This is a genomic window from Devosia sp. (genome assembly GCF_048261455.1).
Lineage (GTDB): Bacteria > Pseudomonadota > Alphaproteobacteria > Rhizobiales > Devosiaceae > Devosia_A.
Window position 1 is genome coordinate 40335 of sequence record NZ_JBLXGA010000002.1, and the last position, 15298, is coordinate 55632.

Annotated in this window: 15 protein-coding genes; 6 read left to right on the forward strand and 9 right to left on the reverse strand. The window is 63.7% G+C overall.

What is annotated here, in order from left to right; genetic code table 11:
* Window positions 1-57: 57 nt before the first annotated feature.
* From ACN0TK_RS02215 to ACN0TK_RS02225, 3 genes are all read right to left on the reverse strand, one after another.
* A complete protein-coding gene (locus ACN0TK_RS02215; protein ID WP_417307807.1) occupies window positions 58-930 on the reverse strand; it encodes a carbohydrate ABC transporter permease in 873 nt (290 codons plus the stop codon).
* A gap of 168 nt (window positions 931-1098) precedes the next feature.
* Window positions 1099-2409 carry an ABC transporter substrate-binding protein gene (locus ACN0TK_RS02220; RefSeq protein ID WP_417307808.1) on the reverse strand — a complete coding sequence of 437 codons (1311 nt, stop codon included), beginning with the start codon at window positions 2407-2409 and terminating at the stop codon, window positions 1099-1101.
* A 158-nt stretch (window positions 2410-2567) separates the two neighbouring features.
* The gene (locus ACN0TK_RS02225) at window positions 2568-3524 is read right to left on the reverse strand and encodes a sugar-binding transcriptional regulator (RefSeq protein ID WP_417307809.1); all 957 of its coding nucleotides are present in this window, start codon (window positions 3522-3524) and stop codon (window positions 2568-2570) included.
* 246 nt (window positions 3525-3770) lie between these two features.
* Here ACN0TK_RS02225 and ACN0TK_RS02230 point away from each other — a divergent pair, with 246 nt between their 5' ends.
* A complete protein-coding gene (locus ACN0TK_RS02230; RefSeq protein ID WP_417307810.1) occupies window positions 3771-4916 on the forward strand; it encodes a HAMP domain-containing protein in 1146 nt (381 codons plus the stop codon).
* Between the two features lie 4 nt (window positions 4917-4920).
* Here the strand turns inward: ACN0TK_RS02230 and ACN0TK_RS02235 are convergent, their stop codons facing one another.
* Window positions 4921-5388: a thermonuclease family protein gene (locus tag ACN0TK_RS02235; RefSeq protein WP_417307811.1), complete on the reverse strand. Its 468-nt coding sequence runs from the start codon at window positions 5386-5388 to the stop codon at window positions 4921-4923.
* 150 nt (window positions 5389-5538) lie between these two features.
* Here ACN0TK_RS02235 and ACN0TK_RS02240 point away from each other — a divergent pair, with 150 nt between their 5' ends.
* Complete coding sequence (locus tag ACN0TK_RS02240) at window positions 5539-5991, forward strand: DUF1810 domain-containing protein (protein ID WP_417307812.1); 453 nt, start codon at window positions 5539-5541, stop codon at window positions 5989-5991.
* Here ACN0TK_RS02240 and ACN0TK_RS02245 read toward each other — a convergent pair.
* Window positions 5966-6574, reverse strand: a complete 609-nt coding sequence (locus ACN0TK_RS02245; protein WP_417307813.1) for a DnaJ domain-containing protein — start codon at window positions 6572-6574, stop codon at window positions 5966-5968. The two genes, ACN0TK_RS02240 and ACN0TK_RS02245, sit on opposite strands and share 26 nt — an antisense overlap.
* A 116-nt stretch (window positions 6575-6690) precedes the next feature.
* Between ACN0TK_RS02245 and ACN0TK_RS02250 the strand changes: the two genes are divergently transcribed.
* The 3 genes from ACN0TK_RS02250 to ACN0TK_RS02260 all read left to right on the forward strand — a co-directional run bounded on the left by ACN0TK_RS02250 (window position 6691) and on the right by ACN0TK_RS02260 (window position 9829).
* Window positions 6691-7371: an HAD family hydrolase gene (locus tag ACN0TK_RS02250; protein WP_417307814.1), complete on the forward strand. Its 681-nt coding sequence runs from the start codon at window positions 6691-6693 to the stop codon at window positions 7369-7371.
* Between the two features lie 360 nt (window positions 7372-7731).
* Window positions 7732-8520: a cell wall hydrolase gene (locus ACN0TK_RS02255; protein WP_417307815.1), complete on the forward strand. Its 789-nt coding sequence runs from the start codon at window positions 7732-7734 to the stop codon at window positions 8518-8520.
* Window positions 8521-8671: 151 nt separating this feature from the next.
* Window positions 8672-9829, forward strand: coding sequence for a mandelate racemase/muconate lactonizing enzyme family protein (locus ACN0TK_RS02260; RefSeq protein ID WP_417307816.1), 1158 nt, complete (start codon window positions 8672-8674; stop codon window positions 9827-9829).
* A 78-nt stretch (window positions 9830-9907) separates the two neighbouring features.
* Here ACN0TK_RS02260 and ACN0TK_RS02265 read toward each other — a convergent pair whose 3' ends face one another.
* From ACN0TK_RS02265 to kdgD, 3 genes are all read right to left on the reverse strand, one after another.
* Window positions 9908-10198 (reverse strand): hypothetical protein, encoded by a 291-nt coding sequence (locus ACN0TK_RS02265; protein WP_417307817.1) that lies wholly within the window; start codon window positions 10196-10198, stop codon window positions 9908-9910.
* A 204-nt stretch (window positions 10199-10402) separates the two neighbouring features.
* Complete coding sequence (locus tag ACN0TK_RS02270; RefSeq protein WP_417307818.1) at window positions 10403-11737, reverse strand: enolase C-terminal domain-like protein; 1335 nt, start codon at window positions 11735-11737, stop codon at window positions 10403-10405.
* Window positions 11734-12672, reverse strand: coding sequence for a 5-dehydro-4-deoxyglucarate dehydratase (kdgD, locus tag ACN0TK_RS02275; protein ID WP_417307819.1), 939 nt, complete (start codon window positions 12670-12672; stop codon window positions 11734-11736). Before kdgD ends, ACN0TK_RS02270 begins: the two co-directional genes overlap by 4 nt.
* Before the next feature lie 142 nt (window positions 12673-12814).
* On the opposite strand from kdgD, the gene ACN0TK_RS02280 reads away from it, so the two are divergent.
* The gene (locus ACN0TK_RS02280) at window positions 12815-13807 is read left to right on the forward strand and encodes a mannonate dehydratase (RefSeq protein ID WP_417307820.1); all 993 of its coding nucleotides are present in this window, start codon (window positions 12815-12817) and stop codon (window positions 13805-13807) included.
* A 49-nt stretch (window positions 13808-13856) separates the two neighbouring features.
* Here the strand turns inward: ACN0TK_RS02280 and ACN0TK_RS02285 are convergent.
* Window positions 13857-15298 (reverse strand): ABC transporter permease subunit (locus tag ACN0TK_RS02285; protein WP_417307821.1); only part of this gene is annotated, 1442 nt, incomplete at its 5' end.

Consider the following 15298-nt stretch of genomic DNA (forward strand, 5'->3'; position numbering starts at 1 on the left):
TCGACACGCTCAGGATGAGGCTCTTGGGGTTCGGTGTGTGGTGCCAAGTGCTCAAGCTCACGCATCGAGGTTCTTCCCCACGGCACGCATCAGGAAGATGGCGACGATGTTGGCGAGGACGACCGCGATGACACCGCCTGCAGCACCGCCGCCGACATCGGAGTTGAGGACGCCGATGCGATAGATGAGGAACGGCAGGTTGGTGGAGGCATAGCCCGGGCCACCGCCGGTGGTGACGAGGATCTCCGCATAGACGCCGAGCAGATAGATGGTCTGGATCAGGATCACCACGGTGATGGCCCGGGCCATGTGCGGAAGGATTATGTAGATGAAGCGGTTGAGGAAGTTGGCGCCATCCATTTCGGCGGCTTCCTTCTGCTCCTCGCTGAGCGATTGCAGCGCGGTCAGCAGGATGAGGGTCGCAAACGGCAGCCATTGCCAGGCGACGATGAGAATGATCGAGAACAGCGGAAACTGGGCGAACCAATCGACCGGTTGCAGGCCGAGGCCGCGCGAGATTTCGGCAAAGACGCCCCAGGTCGGGTTCATGATCATGTGCTTCCACAGCACAGCGGCCACGGGCGGCATGACGAAGAATGGGGAGATGACGAGGATGCGGACGATCCCCTGCCCCCAGATCGGCTGATCGAGCAGCAGAGCCAGCAAGGTGCCGATGATCACGGTGATGGCAAGGACGCCGACGACGATGGTCAGGGTGTTGGAGATCGACTGCCAGAAAGCCGGATCGGTATAGACATAGATGAAGTTGTCCCAGCCGGCGAAGCTTTGGCGCTCAGGACGCAGGATGTTGTAGTTCTGAAACGAGAACCACAGGGTCAGGCCGAGCGGGATCACCATCCAGATCAGCAGCACCACCACCGACGGGGCGATCATGATGCGCGCAAGGGTGCGCGTCTGCCTGGTTGCCATCGGAGCGTCTCCCGCGTTGCAGTATCACGAAATGAACGGTGGGCCGGACGATCGGTGCTTTAAGGGGCGGTCCGGTGATGGGGCGCCCCCGCGCCCAGGAGGAGTGAGCGGCGCGGGGACTGAGCACGTCGGGGCCGGTTGAGGACAGGCGGCCCCGGACGTCGGGTCTTACATGTAGCCGCCGCGGCGCATTTCGCGGGTGGCGGCATCCTGTGCCTGGGACAGGGCGTCATCGACGCTGGTCTGGCCGGCGAGCGCAGCCGAGAAGATCTGACCCACCGTGGTGCCGAGACCGGCGAACTCGGGGATGGCGACGAACTGCACGCCGACATAGGGGACCGGATCAACCGTGGGGTTGTTCGGGTCGGCCGAGTTGATGGCTTCGAGCGTCATTTCGGCGAAGGGCGCAGCTTCCGTGTATTCCGGGTTCTCGTACAGCGAGGTGCGGGTGCCCGGCGGGACGTTGGCCCAGCCTTCGTTTTCGGCGACGAGTTCGAGATAGTCCTTGCTGGTTGCCCAGGCGATGAACTTCTGCGCCGCATCGGCCTTCTGCGACCCTGCGGGGACCGCCAGCGACCAGGCCCAGAGCCAGTTGCCACGCTTGCCGAGACCGGTATCGGGGGCGAGCGCATAGCCGACCTGATCGGCGACCTGGGATTCATCGGGGTTGGTGACGAAGGACGCCGCAACCGTGGCATCGATCCACATGCCGCACTTGCCCTGCTGGAACAGTGTCAGGTTCTCGTTGAAGCCGTTGGACGAGGCACCGGCCGGGCCGGCATCGTTCATCAGGTCGACGTAGAACTGCAGCGTGTTCTTCCAGGCGTCAGAGTCGAACTGGGGATTCCAGTCCTCGTCGAACCAGCGGGCGCCGAAGGAATTCGACATGGCCGTCAGGAACGCCATGTTCTCGCCCCAGCCGGCTTTGCCGCGCAGGCAGATGCCGTTGATGTCGTTGTCGCGGTCGGTCATGGCCCGCGCCGCTTCGGCGATGAAGTCCCAGGTGGGGGCGTCGGGCATTTCGAGCCCGGCCTTTTCCATCAGATCCTTGCGGTACATGATGAAGCTGGATTCACCGTAGAACGGGGCGGCGTAGAGCTTGCCGTCGACCGTCAGGCCACCGCGGATGGCGGGCAGCAGATCTTCGACATCATAGTCGTCGCCGAGATTGTCGAGCGGCAGCAGCCAATCCTGGCCGGCCCAGATCGGAACCTCATAGGTGCCGATGGTCATGACGTCGAACTGGCCGCCCTTGGTGGCGATGTCGGTGGTGACGCGCTCGCGCAGAATGTTTTCCTCGAGCGTGACCCACTGCAGTTCGATATCGGGGTTCTTTTCGGTGAAATCGTCGGTGAGACCCTGCATGCGCACCATGTCACCATTGTTCACGGTGGCGATGGTCAGCGTGGTGGTCTGGGCGATGGCGCTGGTGGCCGCGCCGGCGAGCAAAAAGGCCGCAATGGCCGGTAGCAGTCTCATATGTATCCTCCCAATACCAAGTCGAGCATTTATCCTTGGCTTGGGCAATTACTCACCATGCAGCTGACGAAGTCAAGCCATTTGCATGGCAGGCATGCGCGCAGCGCGACGCCAGCGCTGTGCTGAATTGTACGACTTTTAGGGATTTTTGCGCTAAATCAGGCGGATAGCAGTGCTTCCGCAGTGCGCTCGTCTGTGAGCAAACCGTTCACAAGCCTGCGATTAAGTGCGGCCTGGATGGCGGGCAATTTTTTCTCGCCCATGGCGAGTGCCACAACAAGCGAGGTTTCGCGCGACGGCAGCGGGGCCGACGCGACCCGATCATTTGTCAGCCCGTCGATCAGTTTGCCCTGCGCATCGAAGGTCCAGCCGACGATCTCGCCGACGGCGCCGGCCTTCTGCAGCGCCTTGAGTTCGGGCTCGGAAATGAAGCCATCGAGAAACAGCGGCGCCTGGGGCCCGAGATCGCCGATGCCGAGGAAGGTGATGTCGGCGCGGGCGGCGAGGGCCATGGTGTCGCGAATCATCGGCTGGCGATGCAGCGCCTCGCGCTCGGCGGCGGACGACGCGATGACCGGCAGCGGCATTGGGAAACTGCGCGCCTTCACGGCGTCGGCGATGTTGAAGATGACGTTGTAAAAGGCGGCCGAGCCATCGGGGGCGATGTTGCCGGTGAGCGAGACGACCTTGTGCTGCGGGCAATCCATGGGCGGCAATTGCTCGATGGCCGCCTTGAGGGTGCGGCCGGTGCCGATGGCCATGACCATGGGCTCGGGGGCGCGCAGGCGGCGCTCGATTTCGGCGGCCGCGGCCTGGGCAACGCCCAGAATGGTGGAGTCGGAGCCGGGATCGGAGGGAACGACCTCACACAGATCGAGAGCGAAACGCCTGCTGAGGGCCTCGGCCAATTCCATGCAGCGGCCGATGGGGTGATCCAGCCGCACCTTGACCAGCCCCTCGCTGACGCTGAGCGAGACCAGGCGCTGCGCCGTCTGGCGCGAGACGCCGAGTTTTCTGGCGATCTGCTCCTGATTGTTGCCGGCGACATAGTAGAGCCACCCGGCCCGCGCCGCATCGTCCAGGCGATTGCCGGACGTTTCCTGCCGCTGCGCCATCGTCACTTTCTCCGTTGCGGAGCAGATACTCAGGCACGGGGCTTTTGCCCGCAAGGGGCGAATTGGCGCGGACCGTCCAGCCTAGCAATAAATCGGCATTGGCCTGCGGCCGGGTAAAGGGTAAGTATATCGCTTGATGGCGTACGGGCTATCAGTTCGGCGAGATAAACAATGCAAGTCGTTCCGCCCTCGATCAAAACAAGCCTAATTGTAACAATTGGCGTTTTATCGCTGGTTGTGATCGGCATGGCGATCCAGAACGCGATGGATGCGCTGGATCAGTCGAATGGTCATGCGCGCATCGTTTACAGCAATACGACATCGGACCTGCTGCTGAGCAGCGCCGGCAGCTGGGCGCTGGAGCGCGGGCTGACCAATACCGCGCTGGCCGCCCCCGAACCGGCGTCGCCGGATGTGACGGGCCGGCTGACCGCACTGCGGGCCAGTGGCGACGCGGCGATGACCGAAGCGCTGGAGCGGATCGCGGCGCAGCCAATGAACGACCTGTCTGGCAGCGCCATCACGCTGTTTACCGAGCGGTTCGAAACGGCGCGCAAACTGCGCCTCGAGACCGAGGAAGCGCTCGACGTGCCGGTGGCGCAGCGCCCGCCGATGCTGGCGGCGCGCTGGGTGGAGGCGATGACCCAGCTGATTCACAGCTCGCAGGATGTGCGACAGCTGGCCGATTTCCAGTCGGACGATCCGCTGGCGCGCATCGCGCTCATCGATGCTGTGAAATCGTCAATGTGGACGATGAGCGAGTTTTCGGGGCTGGAGCGCGCGCATATCGGCGGCGCCATTGCCTCGGGTGCGCCGCTCGATGCCGGCAAGCTGCGATTGCTGAGCGGGTTGCGCGGCCGGCTGGAGCAGGCCTGGCACGAGGTAAAGCTGTTTGCCCAGACCACCGGCATCGACACCGAGATCGCCGACGCGACGGCGCGGGTCGATGCGGTGTTCTTCGGGTCGTTCGAAGCGCTGCGCAAGCGGATCTATGCGGCGGGGATCGGTGGTGCGCCCTACCCGATCGACGCCCAGACCTGGATCGACGAGTCGACCCGCGCGATCGACACGATTTTGGAAATGCAAAAGGTCGCCGGCGCCGTGATGGAGACCGAAACGACGCGTGCCTCGGAGGTGGCACGGGGCAATCTGGCGCTCAGCGCGGCCGGCGTGTTGCTGGGCCTGGCCTTGGCGGTGGGTGCCGTGTGGCTGGTCATCGTGCGCGTAGTGCGGCCGTTGCAGCGGATCACCGCGGCGATGACCGATATCGCCGCTTTCCGGCTGGATGCCGAAATTCCCTATGTCGGCCGCAAGGATGAAGTGGGGCGGATGGCCGGCGCGGCCACGGCGTTCCGCGACAATGCACGGGTTCTGGACCGGCGCGAGCTGTGACCGGCTAGCACCAGGGGTGGCGGGCGCCATCCCAGCGGCGCGCCAGACCCTCGGCGACCAGGATTTCCCCAAGCGACTGGCCATCGCGCATGACGACACGCAGCTTGCGGCCATAGACGTCTTCGTCACGATCGGCGCGCTGCATGGTGAAGGGCCCGGCATTGAGCAATTGGGTCATGCGGATGGTCGCGGCATCTCCCAGCGTCCGTTCGGCCACGCATCCGGCGCGATAGGTTTCAGGTGTATCGATATCGGCGATGCGGATTTTCAGCCCGTCGAGACGGAAGGTATCGCCATCGACGACGCAGGTGAGCTGACTGCCGTTGCGGCATTTGGCGAAGGCGGCGGCATGGGCCGCAGGCGACGATGTTGGCACGAGGTTGCCGGGTTCTTCTAGGGCGCGCGACGCGGCCGAGAGGGTGCCGAGCCCGACCATGGTCAGGAGCAGGCCAACGGGAGCCCAGACGGGCAATCGCTTGCGGCGGCGACGGTTGCGCTGCGATCTGGCGATCTTCCCCTCCCCTTCACGGCCTCGCCGGGGCAGTGTGTCCGGGTGGCGCGAGTCGCGGATCAGGGAAGCGGCCTAGGGGTTACCACGAAGTTAACGACGGGGAGGCGCGCCATGCTGGAGCGGTTCGTTGCGGCGCAGGCGCCGGTCTATGCACAGGTCGAGGCTGAACTCAGCGCTGGCAGGAAGACCAGCCACTGGATGTGGTTCATTTTTCCGCAGTTGCGCGGGCTGGGCCGAAGTCCGACGGCGCAGCATTTCGGCATCGCGGACCTGAAGGAAGCCGAGGCCTATCTGCGCCACCCGGTGCTGGGGCCGCGGCTCGTGGCGTGCAGCGAGATGGTGCTTGCCGTGGAGGGGCGCAGCGCACACGCCATCTTCGGCACGCCGGATGACCTGAAGCTGCGCAGTTCGATGACGCTGTTCAGCCGGGCGGCGCCAGACGCTGCGGTGTTCGGTGAGGTTTTGGCCAAGTATTATGACGGGCAGGAAGACCCGGCGACCCTGCAACTGCTGGGCCTGGCGCCGCGTCAGGACGCGTTCAGAGCCGGGTTTCGAGCGCGGTGATGAGTTCGGTTTCGGACTGGTAATTGCCCAGTTCGACGAGGGCGGTTTCGAGCATGGCGACGCGGCGCCGGATGGTGGCGTGCTGCTCGGTGCGGGCGGCAATCTGCGCGTCGAGGCGCTCGACGAAGAGGTTCGGGCCGCTGTCGGCGCGCCTGATGCGGGCCCTGAGGCTCTGGATTTCGCCGATCTGACGATCGGCCCGGGCGAGCTTGACCCGCGCGTCGCCGAGGCCGGTCGTGACGGCCGCCGTCATCTGGGCGACGAAATCGAGCTTGGTGAGATCGAGCCCGGTGGCGACGGCGGTTTCGACCGCCGCATCGAACATGTCGACCAGAATGCTGGCGACGTCGCGCCGATAGTTGCGCGCACCATCCTCGTCGATGCAGCCGGTCTCATCGTAAAGGCGGCGGGCATCGGGATCGGACAGCAGGCCAAAGGCGCGCACGATCAGCATGAACTGGTCGGGATCGCCGCCACGATCGGGATGGGCCACCTGGACGCGCTGGCGGTAGGCCGTCTTGACCATGGCAGGCGTCGCGGCGGCGGTGACACCGAGAATATCGTATGGGTCGAATTCGCTCATTCGGTGGTGTCTAGCAGGTCAATCGGCGTGGTTGAAGCGGGACGGAGACGCGAAGTGACCGGTCATCTGGCCGGGCCATCTGGTCAAGCGGGGCGAAGCGGCCTATAGCAGCCCGAATGGTGCCTACCCGTTCCCAGCCGATAAGACCGTTTGCAGCCGCCGTGTTCGACATGGACGGCACGCTGATCGACAGCGAAGCAGTGTTTCGCGACATCGTTTTCGACGTCTCATCCGAACTCGGGTTCGAGATGACCGACAGCGTGCATCATTCGATGATCGGCAATACGCATGAGCATACCAGCAAGGTGCTGGCGGAAGCCTATGGCGTGAGCTTTCCATACGCGATCTTCGACGACATGTGCCGCACGAAGATGCAATCGCGCATGGAAATCGCCGTACCGCTGAAGAGCGGTGTGGTCGAACTGCTGGACGAACTGAAAGCGCGCAAGATCCCGATGGCGGTGGCGACCTCGTCGCGCTCCGCCGCTGCGATCAGCCATCTGGGTGGTGCCGGCATCCTCGACCGGTTCGACACTGTGGTGAGCCGCGACGACGTGATCAACCCCAAGCCACACCCCGAACCCTACCTGACGGCGGCGGGGCGACTCGGCATCGCGCCGGAGCTGTGCCTGGCGGTCGAGGATTCGCACACAGGCGTGCGTGCGGCGGTCGCGGCCGGGATGCAGACGATCATGGTGCCCGACATCGTTCATCCCAATGAAGAGATCATCGCGCTGTGCCACGACGTTCTCGAGAGCCTGCACCATCTGCGCGAGGCCGCGTTCACGGCAGGCTGAGTCCAGGGGGCGAAATCGGCCCCGATATCTGTTGCAAACGCGCAACGATTCGAATCGATTAACTTTTACGTACTTCCCGAAGGCTTCGTTTACTGCGGCGGAAGCCCCTGAATTTAAGGGGTTTCTTGCCAATGCGCGAGCTATTAACCTGTTTTTAATGCCCTAACGTTCATGGTTAAGTAACTGTAAAAACTGGGTTCCATCGGGCACCGCGCTCGGCTAGTTTCCGGGCGACGGTATTGACGAAACTGCGCTGCCTCGGGGGCGACGCGGGGGAAGGTAGGCACATTGCGGGAAGTGAACTCGGGATGGACGCGTCGCGCTTTGGCGCGAGGCCTCGCAATCGCATCAGCAGTCGTCGTGCTGGCGATCACCTTTCATCCGGCTTCAGCTGAAGAACTCGCAATTGCGCCCGTGGTTCCCATCGAATTGCCTGAAGGCATTGTCGAGAAGCGCCAGGAATTCCACGCCGTCACCCAGCCCAAGCTGACGTCGACGCTGGTAGCCGCCTATGCCGAGCGCCAGAAGAAGATCGAAGCCTTCGACGGCTTCGATGTCCCGGCACCGCTGCCCGAACTGACCGAAGAAGTGCTGCTGGGCTATATCGACCGGCAACGCAACCAGGCACTGGACGCGATCGAGCGCGTCGACATCACCGCCAAGCCGGCGCTGAACGCCGAAGTGCTGAGCGACTATGTGACGAAAGACTTCGTGCCGACCGAAAAGCGCGTGAAGCTGGCCGACGACGAGAAGCTGTGTCTCGCCCAGGCGATCTATCATGAAGCCCGTGGCGAGAGCCGTGAGGGGCAGCTGGCAGTTGCCAATGTCATCATCAACCGGGCGATGAACAAACGCTACCCGTCGACGATCTGCGGCGTGGTGTTCCAGAATGCCGACAAGGGCAAGTTCCGCTGCCAGTTCACCTTCGCCTGTGACGGGCGCAGCGATTTCGGCTCCGAGCGGGCCGCATGGAACCGCTCGATGAAGATGGCCGAGACGGCCTTCCACGAGTTCCAGGATGGCGAGACGCCGGGTGTGGTGCCGAATTCGGTGCTGTTTTACCATACGACGGCAGTGAAACCGAGCTGGTCGCGCAGCTTCCACCGCGTCGCCGCAATCGGTTCGCACCTGTTCTACGCCAAGAACTAAACAACTGCTCAGACTAGACGAAAGGCCCGCCCCCAAGGCGGGCTTTTTCGTTTGCGCACCGTTGCGCCGCACCCGGTTTGCGGTAAGTTGAGGTACGTAAGGCGACACCAGAGCGGAATCCAATCCGGCGTGTCGCGTGGAGGAGACAGCAGTGAAGATTACGTCGGTTAAGACGGCCGCCAGCACCGGCCATACCATGCAGCTATGGGTGAAGATTGAAACAGACGCCGGGGTGACCGGGCTGGGTGAGTGCGTGCATGGCGGGCATCAGGCCATCGCCATCATCAAGGAGCTCGAGCGCCGGTTGGTGGGCCGCGACCCGTTCGCCATCGATGCGATGTTCGAGGAAATCCGCCGCAGTCTGGTGTTCGAGGGCGGATTCGCGGGCGCGCTGATCACTGCACTGACGGGCATCGAGATTGCGCTGTGGGACCTCAAGGGCAAGGCGCTCGAGGTGCCGATCTACGAGCTGATGGGCGGCAAGTTCCGCGACGACATCCGCGTCTACTGCGACTGCGAAGTGTCGCCCGGCATGAACATGGACGAAGTGCAGCGCGAAATCGACACGGTTCTCGAAGCCGGGTTCACCGCGCTGAAGGTCGACCTCGATATCCGCGCCTATGGCCACACCGGCACGGAAACCGAGTGGTATGTGAAGGACACATTCAACATGACTCCCAACAAGTGGGAGCATGACCGCATGGTGCAGCTGGCCGAGATGGTGGTGAAAGCGGCCGGCAAGGACGTGGACGTCGCCTGCGACCTGCACACACGGCTCGACAAGCATTCGGCGATACGCCTGTGCAAGGATCTCGAGCACCTGCAGCTGATGTGGCTGGAAGAGCCGATTCCGCCCGAGAACGTTGGCGTCATGGCCGAGATCACCCGCTCGACCAGCGTGCCGATCTGCGGCGGAGAGAACCTCTACCTGCGCCACGGCTATCGCGAGGTTTTCGAGAAGCAGGCGCTGGACATCATCATGCCGGACATTCCGAAGTGCGGCGGGCTTTCCGAATGCCGCAAGATCGCGGAAATGGCGGACGTTTATTCCATCCCGTTCGCGCCGCACAATGTGTCGTCGCCGATCGGAACGATGGCCTCGGCGCATGTGTGCGCCACGGTGCCGAACTTCCTCGTGCTCGAGTACCACTGGTTCAGCCGGCTGGACTATTGGCGCACGGTGACCGATGGCGGCGAGATCATCGAGAACGGCCGGATCAAGATGAGCGACCGCCCGGGCATCGGGCTGGAACTGAACGAAGAGGTGGCGAAGGCTCACCAGTATCCGGGGACGACCTGGTTCGAGTGAGGCTTTTCATCTGCACTGAACATGCAAACGCCGGCCTCAGAGGCCGGCGTTTCACTTTCTGGCAGTCGGAGCGGGCGGCTATTCCTTGGAGGAACGGTTGCCCTTGCCCAGGTCGCGCTCGGCGCGGACATCCTTGTCGAGCTTTTCGAAGCTTTCGATGATGCCGTCCGTCTCGCCCGTGGCGCCGGCCTGAGCCTTGCGCTCATTGACGTGATCGACCTGGTTGTCGGCCTGAAGCTGATTGTTGCCCATGAGATCGGACGCGAGATCGAACTCGTCCAACGTCTCACCTGGCTTGGTTTTGCCCGCGCCCTTGGCGCCATGCTGCGCGCCGGTGTGAGAGCCCATGTTGTGCGATGCGTTGGCCATTGGAATTCTCCTTTGCATTCGTCACAGACCCAACGCCTCGGGTGGAGGGACGTTCCGGAATTGGGTGGTGGGGCGTTGTGGGGGGAACTGGGGGCGTGCCCCTCATCCGCCCTCGGGCACTCTCTCCCACGAGGGGAGAAGGTGCGTGGCGCGATCTCGACCCGCGAGCAAGTTTCAGGCGCGCCGTGGCCGCGTGTGGTGGGCCTAGCGCACCATACAGGGGCGTTTGGGGTCGAAGCGCCAGCCGTCGATGAGGTATTGCATGGCCGCGGCGTCGTTGCGGGCGCCGGCGGGGAGGCTGCGGTAGCGCTGATGCGCCGCTTCCAGCGCCGTCTCGTCGAGTTCGACGCCGAGACCCGGACGCTCGGGGACAGCGACGTGACCATCTTCGATCAGCGGAGGATCGACGGCGAGGCCTTCGCCGTCCTGCCATATCCAGTGGGTATCGAGGGCGGTGATGGTTCCAGGGGCGGCGGCGCCGACCTGTGTGAACATCGCCAGCGAAATATCGAAATGGTTGTTGGAATGGCTGCCCCAGGTGAGGCCCCAGCGGTGGCAGAGCTTTGCCACGTCGACCGAGCCGCGCGGCGTCCAAAAATGCGGATCGGCGAGCGGGATGTCGACGCTGCCGAGGACGGCGGCATGGCCCAATTGGCGCCAGTCGGTGGCGATCATGTTGGTGGCGGTCTTTAGTCCCGTGGCACGGCGGAACTCGGCCATGACCTCGCGGCCGGAAAAGCCTGCTTCGGCGCCGCATGGATCCTCGGCATAGGCGAGGATGGGCTTGAGCACATTGCCGATCTCGATGGCTTCGGCGAGCGACCAGGCGCCATTGGGGTCGATGGTGAGCCGGGCCTCGGGGAAGCGCTCGGCCAGGGCAACAATGGCCTCGGCCTCGTCGGTGCCGGCGAAGACGCCCCCCTTGAGCTTGAAATCGCGGAAGCCGTAGCGGGCTTCGGCGGCTTCGGCGAGGCGAACGATGGCCTCGGGGTCGAGGGCTTTTTCGTCGCGAAGGCGCAGCCAGTCGTCGCCCTCGGTCGGCGGCTCGCGATAGCCGAGCGGGGTTTTGCTGCGGTCACCGACGTAAAACAGATAGCCGAGCATTTCGACGCGATCGCGCTGCTGGCCGTCCCCGAGCAGTTCGGCCATGGGGACGCCGAGGAACTGGCCGAAGAGATCGAGCAGCGCGCATTCGAGCGCGGCGACGGCGTGAATGGTGACGCGCTCGTCATAAGTCTGGGCGCCCCGGCCGCTGGCATCGCGCGCGGCAAAGGCCTCGCCCACCTCGCGCAGGAGGCTGCGATAGGACGAAATCGGCTGGCCGGTGAGCAGGTCTTCGGCATCGGCGATGGTTTTCGCGATGGCTTCGCCGCCCGGCACCTCACCGAGGCCGGTGTGGCCGGCGCTGTCGGTGAGGATGACCACATTGCGGGTGAACAGCGGGGCATGGGCACCGCTTAGATTGAGCAACATGGAATCATGGCCCGCCACCGGGACGACGCGCAGCCCAGTGACGGTGGGTGCGGCGGAGAGGCTCACTGGTTGCCCCGCGGCGCGACATCGCCGTGCTTTTCGACCAGCGCGGCGAGATCGGCAAAGGACTTCTCGTCGAGCTCGGTCAGCGGCGGACGGACCGGGCCGCCGGGGCGCCCGACGATGGTGGCGCCGGCCTTGACGATCGACACGGCATAGCCGCGGCCGCGGTTGCGGATGGCAGTGTAGGGCAGGATGAAATCGCGCAGACCCGCCGCGATGGTGGGCAGGTCGTTGGCGCGAACCGCATTGTAAAAGCCGCGGGCGAAGACCGGCATGAAGTTGAACAGCGCCGAGGAATAGGTGGTGACGCCCATGGTGAGATAGGGCAGCGCGAAGGTTTCCGCCGTCGGCAGGCCGCCGACATAGACGAGGCGGTCACCGACAAGACTTTCGGTGCGCACCATCAGCTCGATATCGCCGACGCCATCCTTGAGGCCGACCAGATTGGGACAGGATTCGCACAGCCGCGCGACGCTCTCGGCGTTGAGAATGGCGTTGTCGCGGTTGTAGACGATGACGCCGAGGCCGGTGGATTTGCAGACCGCCTCGACATGGGCGATGAGGCCTTCCTGGCTGGCGTTCACCAGATAGGGCGGCAGCAGAAGGATGCCATCGGCACCGGCGCGTTCGGCGCGCTTGGCGAGATCGGTGGCGATGGCGGTGCCATAGCCCGCGCCGGAAATGACCGGGACCTTGCCATTGGTCACTTCGACGCTGACGGCAGTTACTTTTTCGACCTCATCGGGGGTGAGGGAGAAGAACTCGCCCGTACCGCCGGCAGAAAACACGCCCGCCGGCCCGGCATCGAGAATCCACTGCAGGTGGTCGCGGAACGGAGTCTCGTCAAACTGATGATCGGCAGTCATGTGGGTGATGGGGAAGGACAGCAAACCTTTGCCGATCTCGGTTGCCATCTGATTGGGCGTAAACTGAGCCATGTTTATGTTTGGGCCTTTCACCCGATAGTTATTCGCGCCAAGCTGGAGACGCCGTCAGCTGTCGATTGCTGCGCGGCTACCCGTCCGGCCGAAGGCCGCCGGCGGCGACATCATAAAAAGAACAATCACCAGGGGGAGATAGATGTATCTCGGAACACAGAACCGGGTGCGGACCGACGACGAATACCGTCAGTTCGCGCAGCTCGGTGTCACGCATGTCAACGCCGACCCGGAGGGCAACCCGCACGATTGGACGCTGGACGACCTGAAGCGCCACAAGGAGCGGATGGAGCGCTGCGGGCTGGTGCTCGACATGGTGCAGCTGCCGCTCGAATCCATGCTGATCACCCGGCAGTCGAGCCCGGACATCCTGAGTGCCGGCCCCGACCGCGACAAGCAGATCGAGTCCATCTGCCGGCTGATCGAGATGCTGGCCGAAGTCGGCATCCCCGCCGCCAAGTACAATCTCAACATCATCGGCATTCCGCGCTCGACCTCGGAGGCCGGCCGCGGCGGATCGCGCAACTCGACCTTCCGCTGGGACAAGATGGACCAGGCCAAACCCGGCCCCATCGGGGAGCTCAGCGAGGAGGAGAACTGGGAGCGGATCGACTATTTCCTCGAGCGCGTCATCCCCGTCGCCGAGAGCAACAAGATCCGCCTCGCCTGCCATCCGCACGACCCCTATACGCCGCCCGGCTATATGGGCGTGACGCGGGTGCTGGGGACGGTCGAGGGCCTTAAAAAGCTCGTCCAGATGCGCGAGAGCCCCTATCACGGACTGAACTTCTGCATCGGCTCGGTCGGCGAGATGATGGATGACCCACGCGCCGAGATCAACGATGCGATCCGCTGGTTCGGCGAGCGGGGCAAGCTGTTCAACATCCACTACCGTAACATCAAGGGCAAGAAGCTCAGCTTCATGGAGTCCTTCCCCGACGAGGGCGACATGGACATGTGGAGTGCGCTGAAAGTGCTGGCGGAGGTCGGCTACAAGTACATGGTCATGCCCGACCATGTGCCGCATCTGAGCGGGGCGGCGGACGATGCCGTCGCCTTCTCGTATTGCTTCGGCTACATCCGCGCGCTGATGCAGGTCCTCAATGAGGAAATGCCCGGCTCCGTCGAATTGTAAGCCAGTGCCACCGGGCGGGATTGCTCCCGCCCGGTTGGCGTGATTGCCATCAACCCTTGACCGCACCGACGGTAAGGCCTCCGACCAGGAACCGCTGGGCGTACATGTAGAGCACGGCCACCGGGATTGCGGTCAGCAGCGACGCCGCCATCAACTCACCCCAGGGCAGGATGTCACCCACCACCATCGACTGCAGGCCGATCGGCAGCGTCCTGAGCGATTCCGACGTGATGAACACGAAGGCGAACAGGAACTCGTTCCAGGCGGTGGTGAAGGCGAACAGAGCCACCGAGAGCAGCGCCGGTGCCGCGAGCGGCAGGGTGATGCGGATGAAGGCATAGAGCCGGCTCGCCCCGTCGATCATCGCCGCCTCCTCCAGTTCCACCGGGATGGAACGGAAGTAGCCGATCAGCACCCAGGTGGCGAATGGCACCAGGAATGTCGGGTAGGTGGTCAGCAGGGCACCATAGCTGTTGATCAGTCCGAGATCGCTGAGCGTCTGGTAGAGCGGAATGAAGATCAGCGTTCCAGGCAACAGATAGGTGATGAGGATTGACGTGGTCAGCAATCCGGCGCCGAGGAACTTCAGACGCGTGAGGGCATAGGCCGACAAGGCGGCGATGGCCACCGAGATGGCCGTGCTGAGCGCAGCGACCAGCAGGGAATTGCCGAGCCAGACAAGGAACGGCGAGTTGAAGACCAGTTCCTGATACTGGTTCAGGGTTGCCGGACTGGGCCAGAAGATCGACTCACGCTGGCTGATCTGCGCCGTCGTTTTGAACGAGGTGATCGTCACCCAGTAGAAGGGGAACAAGACGAACACCATGATCGGGAACAAGATCAGCAAGCGCATACCGATGCCCATTCGCTCCCGGTTCTGCGGGTTGAACACCGGTTTGGAGGCGGAGCCCGTCATGCGCTGACGCACGGCGAAACCGATCCGTTCGATGCCGCGGTTCAGCATGTCGAAGGGCCAGAAGAAGATATCCAGCAGCAGGGTGAAGGCGGCACCGAAGAATTTGCCGATGCCCAGGCTGAACCGCTTCTTTTCCACGCCGGCCGAGCGTTCGTCGTGCCGCATGTATTTGGAGAGCAGGTAGATCAGGAAGGCCATCAGCGGGGCAACGGACAGTGCGATGGCACTACCGGGACCATACTGCAGCGAGCCAATCGCCTTTTCGTAGGCGAGGATCGAGTAAAGGCGCGTCGCGCCGCTCGGTCCGCCGCCGGTCATCAGGAAGATGAGGCCGAACTGGTTGAAGGTGGAAATGAAGCTGAGCAGCATCACCACCAGGATGACGTAGCGCATGCCCGGCAGGGTGATGTAGCGGAAACGCTGCACGGCATTGGCGCCGTCGACTTCAGCCGATTCATAGAGCTCGGTATCGATGGCCTTGAGGCCGGCGAGCAGCAGCAGCGTATAGAAAGGAATGCCCTTCCACACGTTCACCGCGGTGACGCTGCCGAGGGCAAGGTTGGAATCGGAGAGCC

Bases quoted from the DNA above. Each gene is read 5' to 3' on its own strand.
- ACN0TK_RS02215 (WP_417307807.1), bottom strand. From the start codon at position 930: ATGGCAACCAGGCAGACGCGCACCCTTGCGCGCATCATGATCGCCCCG.
- ACN0TK_RS02220 (WP_417307808.1), bottom strand. From the start codon at position 2,409: ATGAGACTGCTACCGGCCATTGCGGCCTTTTTGCTCGCCGGCGCGGCC.
- ACN0TK_RS02225 (WP_417307809.1), bottom strand. From the start codon at position 3,524: ATGGCGCAGCGGCAGGAAACGTCCGGCAATCGCCTGGACGATGCGGCG.
- ACN0TK_RS02230 (WP_417307810.1), top strand. From the start codon at position 3,771: ATGGCGATCCAGAACGCGATGGATGCGCTGGATCAGTCGAATGGTCAT.
- ACN0TK_RS02240 (WP_417307812.1), top strand. From the start codon at position 5,539: ATGCTGGAGCGGTTCGTTGCGGCGCAGGCGCCGGTCTATGCACAGGTC.
- ACN0TK_RS02245 (WP_417307813.1), bottom strand. From the start codon at position 6,574: ATGAGCGAATTCGACCCATACGATATTCTCGGTGTCACCGCCGCCGCG.
- ACN0TK_RS02250 (WP_417307814.1), top strand. From the start codon at position 6,691: ATGGTGCCTACCCGTTCCCAGCCGATAAGACCGTTTGCAGCCGCCGTG.
- ACN0TK_RS02265 (WP_417307817.1), bottom strand. From the start codon at position 10,198: ATGGCCAACGCATCGCACAACATGGGCTCTCACACCGGCGCGCAGCAT.
- kdgD (WP_417307819.1), bottom strand. From the start codon at position 12,672: ATGGCTCAGTTTACGCCCAATCAGATGGCAACCGAGATCGGCAAAGGT.
- ACN0TK_RS02280 (WP_417307820.1), top strand. From the start codon at position 12,815: ATGTATCTCGGAACACAGAACCGGGTGCGGACCGACGACGAATACCGT.